The sequence below is a fragment of the Lelliottia jeotgali genome (assembly GCF_977070485.1).
This window is the reverse complement of sequence record NZ_CDRVFO010000009.1, coordinates 207,413-222,632: the sequence shown is the minus strand read 5'-3', so window position 1 is coordinate 222,632 and position 15,220 is coordinate 207,413. Positions and strand designations below refer to the sequence as shown.

Below are 15,220 nucleotides of genomic sequence, written 5' to 3'. Positions count from 1 at the left end.
TGCAAGCGCTCGACTTGCCCGGCATAACAACAAGAAAGGTATTCCGATGAATTCGACTCTCCGCCTCGCTGCCGCGATTTCCTTCGCCTCCCTGTTCCCGCTCAGTGCCTTCGCCGCCGACTCCAAAGGCAGTGTCGAAGTGGTTCACTGGTGGACATCCGGTGGTGAAAAAGCGGCAGTCGATGTGCTCAAGGCCCAGGTCGAGAAGGATGGCTTCACCTGGAAGGATGGTGCGGTTGCCGGCGGTGGTGGCGCCACGGCCATGACCGTGCTCAAGAGTCGCGCCGTGGCCGGTAACCCGCCTGGCGTTGCCCAGATCAAGGGGCCGGACATTCAGGACTGGGCTGCCACCGGCCTGCTGGACCCGGATGTCCTCAGGGATGTGGCCAAGCAAGAGAAGTGGGACTCGTTGCTCGACAAGAAAGTCGCCGACACCGTCAAGTACGAAGGTGACTACGTGGCCGTGCCGGTGAACATCCACCGCATCAACTGGCTGTGGATCAACCCCGAAGTGTTCAAGAAGGCCGGCGTCGACAAGGCGCCGACCACCCTCGACGAATTCTACGCCGCCGCCGACAAACTCAAGGCCGCCGGCTTCATCCCGCTCGCCCACGGCGGCCAGCCATGGCAGGACAGCACGGTGTTCGAGAGTGTGGTGCTGTCGGTGATGGGGGCAGACGGTTACAAGAAAGCGCTGGTCGACCTCGATGAAGCCACGCTGACCGGGCCGCAGATGGTCAAGTCGCTGACCGAGCTGAAGAAGGTCGCCACCTACATGGACCCTGACGGCAAAGGCCAGGACTGGAACCTGGAAGCGGCCAAAGTCATCAATGGCAAGGCCGGCATGCAGATCATGGGCGACTGGGCCAAGAGCGAGTGGACCTTGGCCAAGAAGACCGCCGGCAAGGACTACCAGTGCGTCGCGTTCCCAGGCACCGACAAGGCCTTCCTGTACAACATCGACTCGCTGGTGGTGTTCAAGCAGAACGACGAGGGCACGGCCGCTGGCCAGCAGGACATCGCCAAAAAGGTGCTTGGCCAGGACTTCCAGAAGGTCTTCAGCATCAACAAAGGCTCCATTCCCGTGCGTAACGACATGCTCGCGGACATGGGCACCTATGGCTTCGACGCTTGCGCCCAGACTTCTGCCAAGGACTTCATGGCCGACGCCAAAACCGGCGGCCTGCAGCCGAGCATGGCGCACAACATGGCCACCACGCTGGCCGTGCAGGGCGCTTTCTTCGATGTGGTCACCAACTACATCAACGATCCCAAGGCCGACCCTGCCGATGCAGCGAAAAAGCTGGCGGCGGCGATCAGATCGGCCAAGTAACCAAGCTCAAGGCAGGCACGATTGCTCTTGTAGGAGCGGCCTTGTGTCGCGAAAGGACCGCGAAGCGGTCCCCAGGCCTGCAAGCCAGGTTCGACGGTCTGTCTTTATTCTCGAGCCCCTGGGGCTGCTGCGCAGCCCTTTCGCGACGCAAGGCCGCTCCTACAGCAGATGGGCAGTGCCTTCAAGGTGAATCATGACTACAGCAACCGCCCGACTGCGGGCCTCTCCCCTGGACGCGCTGCAGCGCTGGCTACCCAAGCTGGTGCTGGCACCAAGCATGTTCATCGTCCTGGTGGGCTTTTACGGCTACATCCTGTGGACGTTCGTCCTGTCATTCACCACCTCGACCTTCCTGCCAACTTACAAGTGGGCGGGCCTTGCGCAATACGCCAGGCTGTTCGACAACGACCGCTGGTGGGTAGCCAGCAAGAACCTGCTGGTGTTCGGCGGGCTGTTCATCGGTATCAGCCTCGCCATCGGCGTACTATTGGCGGTGCTGCTCGACCAGCGCATCCGCCGCGAAGGTTTCATCCGCACGGTCTACCTGTACCCGATGGCCTTGTCCATGATCGTCACCGGTACCGCCTGGAAGTGGCTGCTCAACCCTGGCATGGGGCTGGACAAGCTGTTGCGTGACTGGGGCTGGGAGGGGTTTCGCCTGGACTGGCTGATCGACCCCGACCGAGTGGTGTACTGCCTGGTGATCGCCGCCGTTTGGCAAGCCTCGGGCTTCATCATGGCGATGTTTCTGGCCGGCCTGCGCGGGGTCGACCAGTCGATTATCCGTGCTGCGCAGATGGATGGCGCAAGCCTGCCACGCATCTACTGGACTGTCGTGCTGCCAAGCCTGCGCCCGGTGTTCTTCAGTTCGCTGATGATCCTCTCGCACATTGCGATCAAGAGCTTCGACCTGGTGGCCGCAATGACCGCTGGTGGCCCGGGCTACTCGTCCGACCTGCCGGCGATGTTCATGTATTCGTTCACCTTCAGCCGCGGCCAGATGGGCATGGGCTCGGCCAGCGCCATCCTCATGCTCGGGGCGATCCTGGCGATCCTCGTGCCTTACCTGTACTCGGAGCTGCGGAGCAAACGCCATGCATAGCCCTGTCGACAAATCGGTGCCGAGCATCAGCCGCATCGCCATTCACACTGTGTTACTGATGGCCGTGCTGCTTTACCTGGTGCCCTTGGTGGTGATGCTGCTGACCAGCTTCAAGACCCCGGAGGACATCAGTACGGGTAACCTGCTGAGCTGGCCGACCGTAGTCAGCGGCATCGGCTGGGTCAAGGCCTGGGGCACGGTCAGCGGGTACTTCTGGAACTCGATCATGATCACCGTACCGGCGGTGCTGATTTCGACCGCCATCGGTGCGCTCAACGGCTATGTGCTGTCGATGTGGCGTTTCCGCGGGTCGCAGCTGTTTTTTGGCCTGCTGCTGTTCGGTTGCTTCCTGCCGTTCCAGACCGTGCTGCTGCCAGCATCGTTCACCCTTGGCAAGTTGGGCCTGGCCAGCACCACCAGTGGCCTTGTGCTGGTGCATGTAGTCTACGGCCTGGCCTTCACCACGCTGTTCTTCCGCAACTTCTACGTGAGCATTCCCGATGCGCTGGTCAAGGCCGCACGCCTTGACGGTGCCGGGTTCTTCACCATTTTTCGCCGCATCATCCTGCCGATGTCGACACCGATCATCATGGTCTGCCTGATCTGGCAGTTCACCCAGATCTGGAACGACTTCCTGTTCGGCGTGGTGTTCTCCAGCGGCGACTCGCAACCGATCACCGTGGCCCTGAACAACCTGGTCAACACCAGTACCGGGGCCAAGGAATACAACGTCGACATGGCGGCGGCGATGATCGCCGGCCTGCCAACCCTGCTGGTCTATGTGGTGGCAGGCAAGTATTTCGTTCGCGGGCTCACAGCCGGCGCCGTCAAGGGGTAAGTCATGGCAACGCTTGAACTTCGTAATGTGAACAAGACCTACGGCAGCGGCCTGCCGGACACCCTAAAGGACATCCAGCTGTCGATCAAAGACGGCGAATTCCTGATATTGGTCGGCCCTTCGGGTTGCGGTAAATCGACTTTGATGAACTGCATCGCAGGCCTTGAGAACATCACCGGTGGCGCGATTCTCATCGATGACCAGGATGTCAGCGGCATGAGCCCCAAGGATCGTGATATCGCCATGGTGTTCCAGTCCTACGCGCTGTACCCGACCATGAGCGTGCGCGAGAACATCGAATTTGGCCTGAAGATCCGCAAGATGCCCCAGGCTGCCATCGACGAGGAAGTGGCGCGTGTGGCCAAGCTGTTGCAGATCGAACACCTGCTTTCACGCAAGCCGGCGCAATTGTCCGGTGGCCAGCAGCAGCGGGTGGCGATGGGCCGCGCGTTGGCGCGGCGGCCGAAGATCTATCTGTTCGACGAGCCGCTGTCCAACCTCGACGCCAAGCTGCGCGTCGAGATGCGCACGGAAATGAAACTGATGCACCAGCGACTCAAGACCACCACGGTGTATGTCACCCACGACCAGATCGAGGCCATGACCCTGGGCGACAAGGTTGCGGTGATGAAGGACGGCATCATTCAGCAGTTCGGTACCCCGCAGCAGATCTACAACGACCCGGCCAATCAGTTCGTTGCCAGCTTCATCGGCTCGCCGCCAATGAACTTCATACCGGTACGCCTGGCCAGGCAGGATGGGCGCCTGCTGGCCCTGCTCGACAGCGGCCAGGCGCGTTGCGAGCTGCCGTTGGGCGTGGCCGGTGACGAGCTGGACGGGCGCGAGATCATCCTTGGTATCCGCCCGGAGCAGATCAGCCTGGGTACGGGGGAGGGCAACGGCCTGCCGGGCATTCGCGCCGAGGTCCAGGTAACCGAGCCCACCGGGCCGGACCTGCTGGTGTTCGTCACCCTGAACCAGACCAAAGTGTGCTGCCGCCTGGCGCCGGATGTGGCGTGCCGGGTCGGTGACAGCCTGAACCTGCAGTTCGACCCGGCACGGGTGCTGCTGTTTGACGCCGCCAGCGGCGAACGCCTGGACTTGAATACTGCCAACGCTTCACTGAAGGACAACGTGACTCACCTCAAGAGCCGTTGAATCGTCGATACCATCAATAAGAAAAAGAGGACGCAAAGGGATGGAACAGCGCAATCGCATAAGGACCTTGGGCTCGCTGGCCCTGCTGGCCATGGTTGGGAGTAGCGGGGTGCAGGCCGCCGAGGCCTTCTCCAGCGAATCGAAATGGATGACCGGCGACTGGGGCGGTACCCGCACCGAACTGCTGGAAAAAGGCTATGACTTCACCCTCGACTATGTGGGCGAAGTCGCCGGCAACCTCAATGGCGGCTACAACGACGACAAGACCGCACGCTACAGTGACCAGTTCGCCCTCGGCGCGCACCTGGACCTGCAGAAGATCCTTGGCTGGCACGATGCCGAGTTCAAGCTGGCGATCACCGAGCGCAGTGGCCGCAACCTCTCCAATGACCGCATCAGCGACCCACGTGCCGGCCAGTTCAGTTCGGTGCAGGAGGTGTGGGGCCGCGGCCAGACCTGGCGCCTGACCCAGATGTGGATCAAGCAGAAGTACTTTGACGGTGCCCTGGATGTGAAATTCGGCCGTTTCGGCGAGGGCGAGGACTTCAACAGCTTCCCTTGCGACTTCCAGAACCTGGCCTTCTGCGGATCGCAGGTGGGCAACTGGGTCGGCGGCATCTGGTACAACTGGCCGGTCAGCCAGTGGGCGCTGCGGGTCAAGTACAACATCACGCCAGAGTTCTTCGTGCAGGTCGGCGCGTTCGAGCAGAACCCCTCCAACCTGGAAACCGGCAACGGCTTCAAGCTCAGCGGCAGCGGCACCAAGGGTGCGATCCTGCCGGTGGAGGCAGTCTGGTCGCCCAAAGTCAACGGCCTGCCGGGCGAGTACCGCCTGGGCTATTACTACAGCACGGCTGATGCCGAAGACGTCTACGAGGACGTCAATGGCAACCCGCAAGGGATCAGCGGCGCCGGCTTCAAATCACACTCCAGCAAGCACGGCTGGTGGGTGGTTGCGCAGCAGCAAGTCACCGCCCACGGCGGCGACGTCAGCCGCGGTCTCAGCTTGTTCGCCAACTTCACCGTGCACGACAAGGCCACCAACGTGGTCGACAACTACCAGCAGGTGGGGTTGGTCTACAAAGGTGCCTTCGATGCCCGGCCCAAGGATGATATCGGCTTTGGTGTCGCCCGCATTCACGTCAACGATGATGTGAAGAAGCGCGCCGAACAGCTTAACGCCCAGAGCGGCATCAATGACTACGACAACCCGGGCTTCGTGCCTTTGCAGCGCACCGAGTACAACGCCGAGCTCTATTACGGCTTCCATGTGACCAACTGGCTGACCGTGCGCCCGAACCTTCAGTACATCAAGAGCCCGGGTGGCGTGGATGAGGTGGACAACGCGCTGGTCGCAGGGTTGAAGATTCAGTCGTCATTCTGAGCACATTTGTTGTAAATTTACGCCAATCCAAAAACGGCTCCCGGCATCCACTGGCTTGCAGTGGTTGTCGGGGATAGGCCGAGACAGCGCTATCTCAAACAACAAGAGCCTGGAACCATGCCTGAACATCCGCTACATCGCTTCTTTTCCGCACAGAGGCCCAGGCCGACATTCGAGTGGGAGCGTTACCAGCAGCGCGATGTGCTGATCATTGACCACCCCCGTTGCCAGGCGGTGTTCAGCCGCCAGGGCGCACAGTTGCTGCACTTCCAGCCGGCCGGTGAGCGTCCCTGGTTGTGGTGCGCCGAGCAGTGGCCGCAGGTGGGGGCAATCCGTGGCGGCGTGCCGGTGTGCTGGCCGTGGTATGGCCGCCACCCCAGCGAGGACCTGTGGCCTGCCCACGGCTGGGCGCGGCTGCTGGATTGGAAGCTGGTGGACAGCCGGGAGGACGAGGAGGGCGTGAGCCTGAAGTGGCGCCTGGACTTGTGCGACTGGCAGGTCGATCTGCATGCCCGTCTGGGCAGCCGCATGGAGCTGAGCCTGAGTACCGAGCACCAGGACAGCGAACCATGCCAGTTGAGCCATGCACTGCTGGCCTACTGGCGTATCAGTGACGTTTCCGAGATAGCGCTGTCCGGGCTTGAAGATATTGAGGGCTATGACCGTCTGAGCCGGCAAGCCTGCCGCGAGGAGGGTGCATTGAAGCTCAAGGGCGGCTGCCAGAAAGTCTACCCCGGCACGCCGCGCGTGCAGTTGCAGGACCCGGCCTGGCAGCGTGAACTGTGCATCGATACGGGTGACAGTGACGATACCGTGGTGTGGCACCCAGGCAACCGCCCCTTGATGGGTGTGAGCGGGCGCGAGAGCCAGGGTTTCGTTTGCGTCGAGGCGGCCAGCGGCAGTGGCGAAGGCTTGAGCCTGGCGCCGGGGCAGCGCGCTCATTTACGGCTGCAGGCACACCGGCTCAGCTGAGTTCGTCATCCTCGATCGGGTAGCGGCTGGCGTTGAGGCTTTCCTTGATTTTGCGCAGGTGGGGCTGGAAGTCCACACCACGGCGCAGGGTCATCCCCGTGGCCAGCACGTCGAGCACGGTAAGCTGGATGATCCGCGACGTCATCGGCATGTAGATGTCGGTGTCTTCCGGCAGCGGGATGTGCAGGCTCAGGCTGCACGCCTGGGCCAAGGGTGAGCCGGCGGCGGTCAGGCCGAGCACCGAGGCGCCGTTTTCACGGGCCAGGCGCGCCACCTCCACCAGTTCGCGGGTGCGCCCGGTGTAGGAGATGATCACGAACAAATCGCCCGTGTGAGCCACCGAAGCCAGCATGCGCTGCATCAGTACGTCGGCGTGGGCCGAGACGGCGAGGTTGAAACGGAAAAACTTGTGTTGGGCGTCCAGGGCTACCGGGGCAGAAGCGCCAAGGCCGAAGAAGTGGATCTGCCGGGCCTGGATCATCATGTCCACGGCGCGGCTCACCTGCTGCGGGTCAAGCTGCTGGCAGGCGCTGTCGAGCGAGGCGATGGCACTGGCAAAGATTTTCTGGGTGTAGGCTGCAGGATCGTCATCGGCCTCGACGGCGCGGCTCACATAGGCAGCGCCACTGGCCAAACTCTGCGCCAGTTGCAGCTTGAGCTCGGGGTAACCGCTGACACCGAACGAGCGGCAGAAACGGTTTACGGTCGGTTCGCTGACCTTGGCCGCCTGGGCCAGTGCGGCAATGCTGAAACGGGTGGCTTGTTGCGGGTTGAGCAGGATGACTTCGGCGACTTTGCGTTCGGCCTTGTTCAGCTCGTCGAGGCGTCCCTGGATCTGCTCCAGGAGGTTTCGCACGCGGTCCATGGGTGTGTCCTTGGGTCGGGAAGACAGCCGGCTGGCGAAGCAGCAGGCTTTTTGCACGGTCGTCTATCGTACTGTCGGTACGGGTGGCGCACCACTTATCTGTAACGCTTGTGTGTAATGTTGTGGTTTTTACTACATTTTCTCTTGAAAACCGTATGTGAAAGCGGTATTCCTAGGCCAACTTTAGGAAAGAACCAACATCATGGCTGCGATCAGTGTTGAACCTTGCACCTTTGCCCTGTTCGGCGCCTTGGGCGACCTGGCATTGCGCAAGCTGTTTCCTGCGCTCTACCAGCTCGACCGCGCCAATTTGCTGCATGCCGATACTCGCTTGCTGGCGCTGGCCCGCGAGCCTGGCAGCGTGCAGGAGCACCTGAATACCATCGAGGCTCATCTGCGCAAACACGTGGCGGAGGCCGATCTGGAACCTGCGGCGCTGGGGCGTTTTCTGGGGCGTCTGAGTTACCAGCACCTGGACTTCCTGCAGCCTGAGGGCTACCAGGCCCTGGCCGAGCAGGCACCTGCCGAGCTGCCGTTGATTGCCTATTTCGCCACCGCGGCGGCCGTGTATGGCGCGATATGCGAAAACCTCGACAAGGCGGGCCTCGCTGCGCGCACCCGGGTGGTGCTGGAAAAGCCCATCGGGCACGATCTTGAGTCATCGCGCCGGGTGAACGACGCCGTGGCGCGGTTCTTCCCGGAAAGCCGTGTTTACCGCATCGACCATTACCTGGGCAAGGAGACGGTGCAGAACCTGATCGCCCTGCGCTTCGCCAACAGCCTGTTCGAAACCCAGTGGAACCAGAACTCCATCTCCCACGTGGAAATCACCGTGGCCGAGAAGGTCGGCATCGAAGGCCGCTGGGGCTATTTCGACAAGGCCGGGCAGCTGCGCGACATGATTCAGAATCACCTGCTGCAGCTGTTGTGCCTGATCGCCATGGACCCGCCCAGCGAGCTGTCGGCCGACAGCATCCGCGATGAGAAGGTCAAGGTGCTCAAAGCCCTTGCGCCGATCACCGGCGAGGGCTTGAGTACCCGCGTGGTGCGCGGCCAGTACATTGCCGGCTACAGCGACGGCAAGCCGGTGCCGGGTTACCTGGAAGAAGACAACGCCAACGCCCAGAGCGACACGGAAACTTTCGTCGCCCTGCGTGCCGACATTCGTAACTGGCGCTGGTCGGGCGTACCGTTTTACCTGCGTACCGGTAAGCGCATGCCGCAGAAGCTGTCGCAGATCGTCATCCACTTCAAGGAGACGCCGCACTATATCTTCGCCCCGGAGCAACGTTTGCAGGTCGGCAACAAACTGATCATCCGCCTGCAACCGAGTGAAGGGATTTCTTTGCGGGTGATGACCAAGGAGCAGGGCCTGGACAAAGGCATGCAACTGCGCAGCGGCCCCTTGCAGCTGAATTTTTCCGACACCTGGCGCACCGCGCGGATCCCGGATGCCTACGAACGCCTGCTGCTTGAGGTGATGCGCGGCAACCAGAACCTGTTCGTGCGCAAGGATGAAATCGAATATGCCTGGAAGTGGTGCGACCAGTTGATCGCGGGCTGGCAGAGCGCAGGCGATGCTCCCAAGCCGTATGCGGCGGGGTCCTGGGGGCCGATGAGCTCGATTGCACTGATTACGCGTGATGGGAGGGCGTGGTATGGGGATATCTGAATTGCAACTGCCGACATCCGTCAAGGCGCATCAACTCGATGATGCCCGCGTGCTCTCGGCAACATTGGCTGCTGATGTGGCCGACCGCTTGCGTGCAGCCATTGCTGCGAAAGGGCAGGCCTGCCTGGTGTTGTCCGGTGGCCGCAGCCCGGTGCCGTTCCTCGAGAAGCTGGCGACCGAGGCGCTGGACTGGTCGAAGGTCACCGTCAGCCTGGCCGACGAGCGCTGGGTGCCGGTGGAGCACGCTGACAGCAACGCCGGTTTGCTGGCTCGCCATCTGTTCCAGGGGGGCGCTGCCAAGGCTCGTTTTGTCGGCCTGTATCATCAGGCCGAAAACCTCGAAGCAGCGGCTGCCAAGGCCGACCAGGTCCTGGCCGATCTCCCGGCTATCGACGTGCTGGTACTGGGCATGGGCGATGATGGCCATACGGCTTCGCTGTTTCCCAACAGCCCGAATCTCGCCGAAGGCCTGGACCTGAACAGCAAGCGCCGTTGCCTGCCGTTGCTGGCGCCGAGCGTGCCGCACCAGCGCCTCTCGCTGACCCGTTCGCTGCTGGCCAGCGCCGCTTTCATCGCGCTGTCCGTGCAGGGCCCGGGCAAACTCGCTACCCTGCGCGCCGCGCTGGCGGGCAACGACTTCAATGAAATGCCGATTCGCGCCTTTCTTCACGACCCCCTGGACATCTACTGGTGCCCATGAGCAAAGGATCCACTGTCATGACCACCCTTGAACGCCCCCAGCCTCTGCTCTCGATGGCCGAGAAAGCCGCCCGGATCGATGCGATCTGTGGGGCGGCGCGCATCCTGCCGGTGATCACCATCGCCCGTGAGGAAGATATCTTGCCGCTGGCCGATGCCCTGGCCGCTGGTGGTATCCGCACCTTGGAAGTAACCCTGCGCTCGCAGTATGGCCTTAAGGCTATTCAGGTCCTGCGTGAGCAGCGTCCGGAACTGTGTGTCGGTGCTGGTACGGTGCTCGATCGCGGCATGTTTGCCGCAGTCGAGGCGGCGGGCGCGCAGTTTGTCGTTACCCCGGGGATTACTCAGGACATCCTCGAAGCTGGAGTCGACAGCGATATCCCATTGTTGCCGGGCATCAGCACGCCTTCGGAAATCATGATGGGTTATGCCTTGGGTTATCGCCGCTTCAAGCTGTTCCCGGCGGAAATCAGCGGTGGCGTGGCAGCGATCAAGGCCTTTGGTGGCCCGTTCGGTGATATTCGATTCTGCCCTACCGGTGGCGTCAACCCGGCCAACGTGCGCAACTACATGGCGCTGCCTAACGTGATGTGCGTGGGTGGGACCTGGATGCTCGACAGCAGCTGGATCAAGAACGGCGACTGGGCGCGGATCGAAGCGTGTAGCGCCGAGGCGATGGCTTTGCTGGACTGATACTGAATTTGTTGTGTGCTTTACGGCTTATGGGGCGCTTGGTCGGCGCCCTTTTTTTGTCTGCAGATTTTGTGCTGCTTATGCGGCCCCTATCGCCGGCAAGCCGGCTCCCACAAAGTCATGGGCAGCTCAGATCTTTGTAGGGGGCGGCTTGCCGGCGATAGGGGCCGCACAGGCGAAAAAAAGCCCGCATCAGGGATGCGGGCTCTTGGTCATAAACCTCAGCTTACGCAGCCTTGGCCTCTTGCTGGCTCAGAGAGCGGTTCAGTGCACTGAACAGCGCCTTGAAGCTGGCAGTGGTGATGTTCTCGTCGATGCCTACGCCGTGTACCGGGCGGCCACCGGCCACGCGCAGCTCGATGTAGGCAGCGGCCTTGGCATTGGTGCCGGCACCAATGGCGTGCTCGTTGTAGTCCATGATCTCCACGGCAATCGGCAGGCCGGCTACCAGGGCTTCGAGGGCACCATTGCCCTTGCCGCGCCAGTGCAGGGTAGTTTCGCCTTCACCGGCGACTTCCACTTCCACTGCGCTGTGGCCGTTTTCTTCCTGCAGGCGGTGGCTGACCAGTGCGTACGGGCTGTTGGCCTGGAGGTATTCCTTGTGCAGCAGGCTGTAGATCTGCTGCGCGGTCATTTCCAGGCCAAGGCGGTCGGTTTCACCCTGAACCACCTGGCTGAACTCGATCTGCATGCGGCGCGGCAGGCTGATGCCGTACTCCTGCTCGAGCAGGTAGGTGATGCCGCCTTTGCCCGACTGGCTGTTGACGCGGATCACGGCCTCGTAGCTGCGGCCGATGTCGGCCGGGTCGATCGGCAGGTACGGCACTTCCCACAGCTCGCCTTCCTGCTGCTTGGCGAAGCCCTTGCGGATGGCGTCCTGGTGCGAGCCGGAGAACGCAGTGTGTACCAGGTCACCGACATACGGATGACGCGGGTGAACCGGCAGCTGGTTGCATTCTTCGACCACCTTGCGCACGCCGTCGATGTCGGAGAAGTCCAGTTGCGGGTCGATGCCCTGGGTGTAGAGGTTCAGCGCTAAGGTCACCAGGTCGACGTTGCCGGTGCGCTCGCCATTGCCGAACAGGCAGCCTTCGGCACGGTCGGCACCGGCCATCAGGCCCAGTTCTGTGGCGGCGATGCCGGTGCCACGGTCGTTGTGGCAGTGCAGGCTGATGATCACGCTGTCGCGGCGGCTGATGTTGCGGCAGAACCACTCGATCTGGTCGGCGTAGATGTTCGGCGTGGCAACTTCCACGGTGGCCGGCAGGTTGAGGATGACCTTGTGCTCTGGCGTCGGGTTCCACACTTCGATGACTGCGTCGCAGACTTCCTTGGCGAACTCAAGCTCGGTGGCGCTGAAGGTTTCCGGCGAGTACTGGAACGTCCACTGGGTTTCCGGCTGCTGGGCGGCGTACTTGACGAACAGCTTGGCCGCGTTCACCGCGATGTCCTTCACGCCTTGCTTGTCCTGGTTGAAGACGATGCGGCGGAACGACGGGCTGGTGGCGTTGTACAGGTGGACGATGGCCTTCTTGGCCCCGCGCAGCGATTCGAAAGTACGCGCGATCAGGTCTTCACGGGCCTGGGTGAGCACCTGGATGGTGGTGTCATCCGGGATGTGACCCTCTTCGATCAGGGTGCGCACGAAGTCGAAATCGGTCTGCGAGGCGGACGGGAACGAGGCTTCGATTTCCTTCACGCCAACCTGCACCAAGGTCTTCCAGAACCGCAGCTTCTTCTCCGAGTCCATCGGCTCGATCAGCGACTGGTTGCCATCACGCAGGTCCGAGCTGCACCAGATCGGCGCTTCGGTGATGGTCTTCGACGGCCAGGTACGGTCTGGCAGGTCGATGGTCGGGAAGGCGCGGTACTTCTTCGAAGGGTCTTTGAGCATGGTCATGGAAGCAATCCTTTTGTGTGCGGCCGAGATCGGGCCTGCCGAGCGATAACGAGATGAAGAGGCGAGGCGACGCGATCAGCCTGGTAGTCGTGCACTGACCAGGTAAAGGCTGCGATGTTGTCGGAGCAGGATGAGGGTGCTGGAGGTTTTCATGCCTTCAACCCTAACCAGTGGGGTGAGGGATGGCAAGCGCTGCCGAAAAATTGAGATAAATGCTTAAAAAAATCCTGATAGCGAGATTTTATGGCGGTTATTTGTCTCAAGCTTTATACCTGTTGCGCGGTATTTTTTGATTGCGCAAATCAAGCTAAGGGGTGCAAAAGGGCGGGCCCCGTCGCCGGCTTGCCGGCGATGAAGGCGCTACGGATCAAGGCTGGAACGCCCCAATGAAGATGGCCGGATCCACCCGCGCATCATTCAGGCTAACGTTCCAGTGCATGTGCGGCCCGGTTGCCCGCCCGGTCGACCCAACCTTGCCCACCACATCCCCGCGGCGCAGCTGCTGGCCGACATTCACGTCGATCTTCGACATGTGGCAGAACATGCTGATGAAGCCCTGCCCATGGTCGACGAACACCGTGCGGCCATTGAAGAAATAATCGCCCACCAGAATCACCTTGCCATTGGCCGGTGTCTTGATCGGCGTGCCGGCTGGCACCGCGAAATCCAGCCCCGCATGCGGGTTGCGCTCTTCACCGTTGAAGAAGCGGCGTACGCCGAACTTGCTCGACAGCGGGCCGCTGACCGGCTTGTCGAGGATCAGGTTGCTTGGCAGGTTGGGGCTGAAGCTGCGGTAGGCCTTGATCTGCTCGGCCAGTTCACGGTCGATGCGCTTGAGGTCGGCGGGGTTGGGGTTGACCTGGCGCTTGTTCTTCAGGGTGATGTGCTGCTCGGGGTACTTCTTGGTGCCGACGCTGAACGGCAGGGTGCGCCCGCCCTGGGACAGCACGGCCGTGCCAGGCTTTTGCGTCAGTGGAATGCCGACGATGGCCAGCCAGTTGTCCTGCTCTTTGACCACCAGCACCGGCTTGCCGTCGAAGCGTGCGCTCGGCGCTGTGGCCGCCGGGCCCAGATCGACCACGGCAACGCCACCCGGGACAGGTTTGTTCAGGGTGCGGGTGATGTAGCTGGCCTGGGCGCCGCCGGCCAGCAACAACAGGGATAGGGCAAGCAGAGGGGCGAACAGGCGGGGCATGTGTCAGTCCAGTAGAGAAAGGGTGACCGGAGTCAGGTGGTTGTCCTCGACGCGCACCTGCAATTCGCCTTCATTCAGGCGGGCTGTCAGGCGCTGGCCGTTGCGAGTTTGCTCGGCACTGCGGATGGCTTGGCCATGCTCGTCGAGCAGGATGCTGTAGCCGCGTGCCAGGGTCGCCAACGGGCTGACCACTTGCAGCGTCTGCAGTTGCGCCTGAAAGCGCTGGCGACGGTCCTTGAGCACCTCGCGCATGGCCCGCAGCAGCCGCTCGGCGAGGCTGTCCAGGCGTTGGCTGAGCAGTTTCAGCGTGCGCCCCGGATGTTGCGCGGCCAGGCGTGTGTCGAGGCGCGCCAGGCGTTCGCGGCGCTGGTTGAGGCTCTGCAGGAAGGCGCGGCGCAGGCGCATGTCCAGGTCGTCCAGGCGCTGGGCCTGCTGGCGCAAGCGCTCGCCGGGGTGGCGCAGGCGCCGGGTCAGCGATTCCAGGCGCAGGCGATCGTGGGCCAGGCGGTTCTGCATGCGTAGCAGCAGGCGCCGCTGCAATCCTTCAAGGCGCTGCTGCAGCCCGCTGCTGTCGGGGGCCAGTAGCTCGGCGGCGGCAGAGGGCGTAGGGGCGCGGACATCGGCGACAAAATCGCTGATCGATACGTCGGTCTCATGGCCCACAGCGCTGACGATCGGCGTGACGCAGGCCGCTATTGCACGCGCTACGGCTTCTTCGTTGAAGCACCACAGGTCTTCCAGCGACCCGCCGCCACGGGCCAGGATCAGGGCATCGAAACCGAGGCTGTCGGCCAGGCGGATGGCGCGCACGATCTGCGCAATGGCTTCGCGGCCCTGTACCGCTGTGGGGACCAGGTTCAGTTCGACCTGCGGGGCGCGGCGGCCGAACACGCTGATGATGTCGCGGATGACCGCGCCGGTGGGCGAACTGATGATACCGATGCGCTGCGGGTGGGCGGGCAGCGGCCTCTTGCGTTCGGCGCTGAACAGGCCCTCGGCGCCGAGCTTTTCCTTCAGCGCCTCGAATGCCAGGCGCAGGGCGCCGTCACCGGCTGGTTCAACGGTGTCGAGAATCAGTTGGTAGTCGCCGCGGCCTTCGAACAGCGAGACCTTGCCGCGCACACGCACTGCCAGGCCATCACGCAGAGCCTGGCGGACACGTGTGGCGTTCTGCCGGAACAGCGCGCAGCGCACCTGAGCGCCACTGTCCTTGAGGGTGAAGTACATGTGGCCGGAGGCCGGGCGGGCGAGGTTGGATATCTCGCCTTCCACCCAGACGCTGCGGAACACGTCTTCCAGCAGCACACGGGCGCGGCCGTTGAGCTGGCTGACGGTGAGGACCTCGCGGTCCAGGCCGAGTCGTTCGAAGGGGTCTCTGATCATGCCGGGCATCATAAATGACTCGATGC

General features: G+C 62.5%; 13 protein-coding genes. 9 read left to right on the top strand and 4 right to left on the bottom strand.

Annotation, left to right across the window (positions count from 1 at the left end; translation table 11 throughout):
- The first annotated feature begins 46 nt into the window (after positions 1-46).
- The 6 genes from ACW4TB_RS15905 (at position 47) to ACW4TB_RS15880 (ending at position 6,787) form a co-directional block, all read left to right on the top strand.
- Positions 47-1,333, top strand: coding sequence for an ABC transporter substrate-binding protein (locus ACW4TB_RS15905; protein WP_254466372.1), 1,287 nt, complete (start codon positions 47-49; stop codon positions 1,331-1,333).
- Positions 1,334-1,526: 193 nt separating this feature from the next.
- Positions 1,527-2,435, top strand: a complete 909-nt coding sequence (locus ACW4TB_RS15900; RefSeq protein ID WP_012316021.1) for a carbohydrate ABC transporter permease — start codon at positions 1,527-1,529, stop codon at positions 2,433-2,435.
- Positions 2,428-3,273, top strand: coding sequence for a carbohydrate ABC transporter permease (locus ACW4TB_RS15895; RefSeq protein ID WP_279928397.1), 846 nt, complete (start codon positions 2,428-2,430; stop codon positions 3,271-3,273). Before ACW4TB_RS15900 ends, ACW4TB_RS15895 begins: the two co-directional genes overlap by 8 nt.
- Positions 3,274-3,276: 3 nt before the next feature.
- Entirely contained in the window at positions 3,277-4,431 is a 1,155-nt protein-coding gene (locus ACW4TB_RS15890) for an ABC transporter ATP-binding protein (RefSeq protein ID WP_115273971.1), read from the top strand.
- A gap of 40 nt (positions 4,432-4,471) precedes the next feature.
- Positions 4,472-5,815: a carbohydrate porin gene (locus ACW4TB_RS15885; protein WP_046784408.1), complete on the top strand. Its 1,344-nt coding sequence runs from the start codon at positions 4,472-4,474 to the stop codon at positions 5,813-5,815.
- Between the two features lie 117 nt (positions 5,816-5,932).
- Positions 5,933-6,787: a D-hexose-6-phosphate mutarotase gene (locus ACW4TB_RS15880; protein WP_012316017.1), complete on the top strand. Its 855-nt coding sequence runs from the start codon at positions 5,933-5,935 to the stop codon at positions 6,785-6,787.
- Here the strand turns inward: ACW4TB_RS15880 and hexR are convergent.
- Positions 6,780-7,652, bottom strand: a complete 873-nt coding sequence (gene hexR / locus ACW4TB_RS15875) for a DNA-binding transcriptional regulator HexR (protein ID WP_012316016.1) — start codon at positions 7,650-7,652, stop codon at positions 6,780-6,782. The genes ACW4TB_RS15880 and hexR overlap by 8 nt on opposite strands.
- Before the next feature lie 202 nt (positions 7,653-7,854).
- Between hexR and zwf the strand changes: the two genes are divergently transcribed.
- From zwf to ACW4TB_RS15860, 3 genes are read left to right on the top strand one after another with little or no spacing between them, the layout of a single operon-like run.
- Positions 7,855-9,324, top strand: a complete 1,470-nt coding sequence (zwf, locus tag ACW4TB_RS15870) for a glucose-6-phosphate dehydrogenase (protein WP_196996980.1) — start codon at positions 7,855-7,857, stop codon at positions 9,322-9,324.
- A complete protein-coding gene (gene pgl, locus ACW4TB_RS15865) occupies positions 9,311-10,024 on the top strand; it encodes a 6-phosphogluconolactonase (RefSeq protein WP_125924457.1) in 714 nt (237 codons plus the stop codon). Before zwf ends, pgl begins: the two co-directional genes overlap by 14 nt.
- A gap of 17 nt (positions 10,025-10,041) precedes the next feature.
- Entirely contained in the window at positions 10,042-10,716 is a 675-nt protein-coding gene (locus ACW4TB_RS15860) for a bifunctional 4-hydroxy-2-oxoglutarate aldolase/2-dehydro-3-deoxy-phosphogluconate aldolase (protein WP_046784404.1), read from the top strand.
- A gap of 226 nt (positions 10,717-10,942) precedes the next feature.
- Here ACW4TB_RS15860 and leuA read toward each other — a convergent pair whose 3' ends face one another.
- From leuA to xseA, 3 genes are all read right to left on the bottom strand, one after another.
- Positions 10,943-12,610 (bottom strand): 2-isopropylmalate synthase, encoded by a 1,668-nt coding sequence (gene leuA, locus ACW4TB_RS15855; RefSeq protein WP_455843016.1) that lies wholly within the window; start codon positions 12,608-12,610, stop codon positions 10,943-10,945.
- Positions 12,611-12,983: 373 nt separating this feature from the next.
- A complete protein-coding gene (locus ACW4TB_RS15850) occupies positions 12,984-13,811 on the bottom strand; it encodes a M23 family metallopeptidase (RefSeq protein ID WP_196996972.1) in 828 nt (275 codons plus the stop codon).
- Positions 13,812-13,814: 3 nt separating this feature from the next.
- Positions 13,815-15,194 (bottom strand): exodeoxyribonuclease VII large subunit, encoded by a 1,380-nt coding sequence (gene xseA, locus ACW4TB_RS15845; RefSeq protein ID WP_279928382.1) that lies wholly within the window; start codon positions 15,192-15,194, stop codon positions 13,815-13,817.
- Positions 15,195-15,220: the final 26 nt, after the last annotated feature.

Bases quoted from the DNA above. Each gene is read 5' to 3' on its own strand.
- ACW4TB_RS15900 (WP_012316021.1), top strand. From the start codon at position 1,527: ATGACTACAGCAACCGCCCGACTGCGGGCCTCTCCCCTGGACGCGCTG.
- zwf (WP_196996980.1), top strand. From the start codon at position 7,855: ATGGCTGCGATCAGTGTTGAACCTTGCACCTTTGCCCTGTTCGGCGCC.
- ACW4TB_RS15895 (WP_279928397.1), top strand. From the start codon at position 2,428: ATGCATAGCCCTGTCGACAAATCGGTGCCGAGCATCAGCCGCATCGCC.
- ACW4TB_RS15885 (WP_046784408.1), top strand. From the start codon at position 4,472: ATGGAACAGCGCAATCGCATAAGGACCTTGGGCTCGCTGGCCCTGCTG.
- pgl (WP_125924457.1), top strand. From the start codon at position 9,311: ATGGGGATATCTGAATTGCAACTGCCGACATCCGTCAAGGCGCATCAA.
- ACW4TB_RS15860 (WP_046784404.1), top strand. From the start codon at position 10,042: ATGACCACCCTTGAACGCCCCCAGCCTCTGCTCTCGATGGCCGAGAAA.
- ACW4TB_RS15890 (WP_115273971.1), top strand. From the start codon at position 3,277: ATGGCAACGCTTGAACTTCGTAATGTGAACAAGACCTACGGCAGCGGC.
- hexR (WP_012316016.1), bottom strand. From the start codon at position 7,652: ATGGACCGCGTGCGAAACCTCCTGGAGCAGATCCAGGGACGCCTCGAC.
- ACW4TB_RS15850 (WP_196996972.1), bottom strand. From the start codon at position 13,811: ATGCCCCGCCTGTTCGCCCCTCTGCTTGCCCTATCCCTGTTGTTGCTG.
- ACW4TB_RS15905 (WP_254466372.1), top strand. From the start codon at position 47: ATGAATTCGACTCTCCGCCTCGCTGCCGCGATTTCCTTCGCCTCCCTG.
- ACW4TB_RS15880 (WP_012316017.1), top strand. From the start codon at position 5,933: ATGCCTGAACATCCGCTACATCGCTTCTTTTCCGCACAGAGGCCCAGG.
- leuA (WP_455843016.1), bottom strand. From the start codon at position 12,610: ATGCTCAAAGACCCTTCGAAGAAGTACCGCGCCTTCCCGACCATCGAC.
- xseA (WP_279928382.1), bottom strand. From the start codon at position 15,194: ATGATCAGAGACCCCTTCGAACGACTCGGCCTGGACCGCGAGGTCCTC.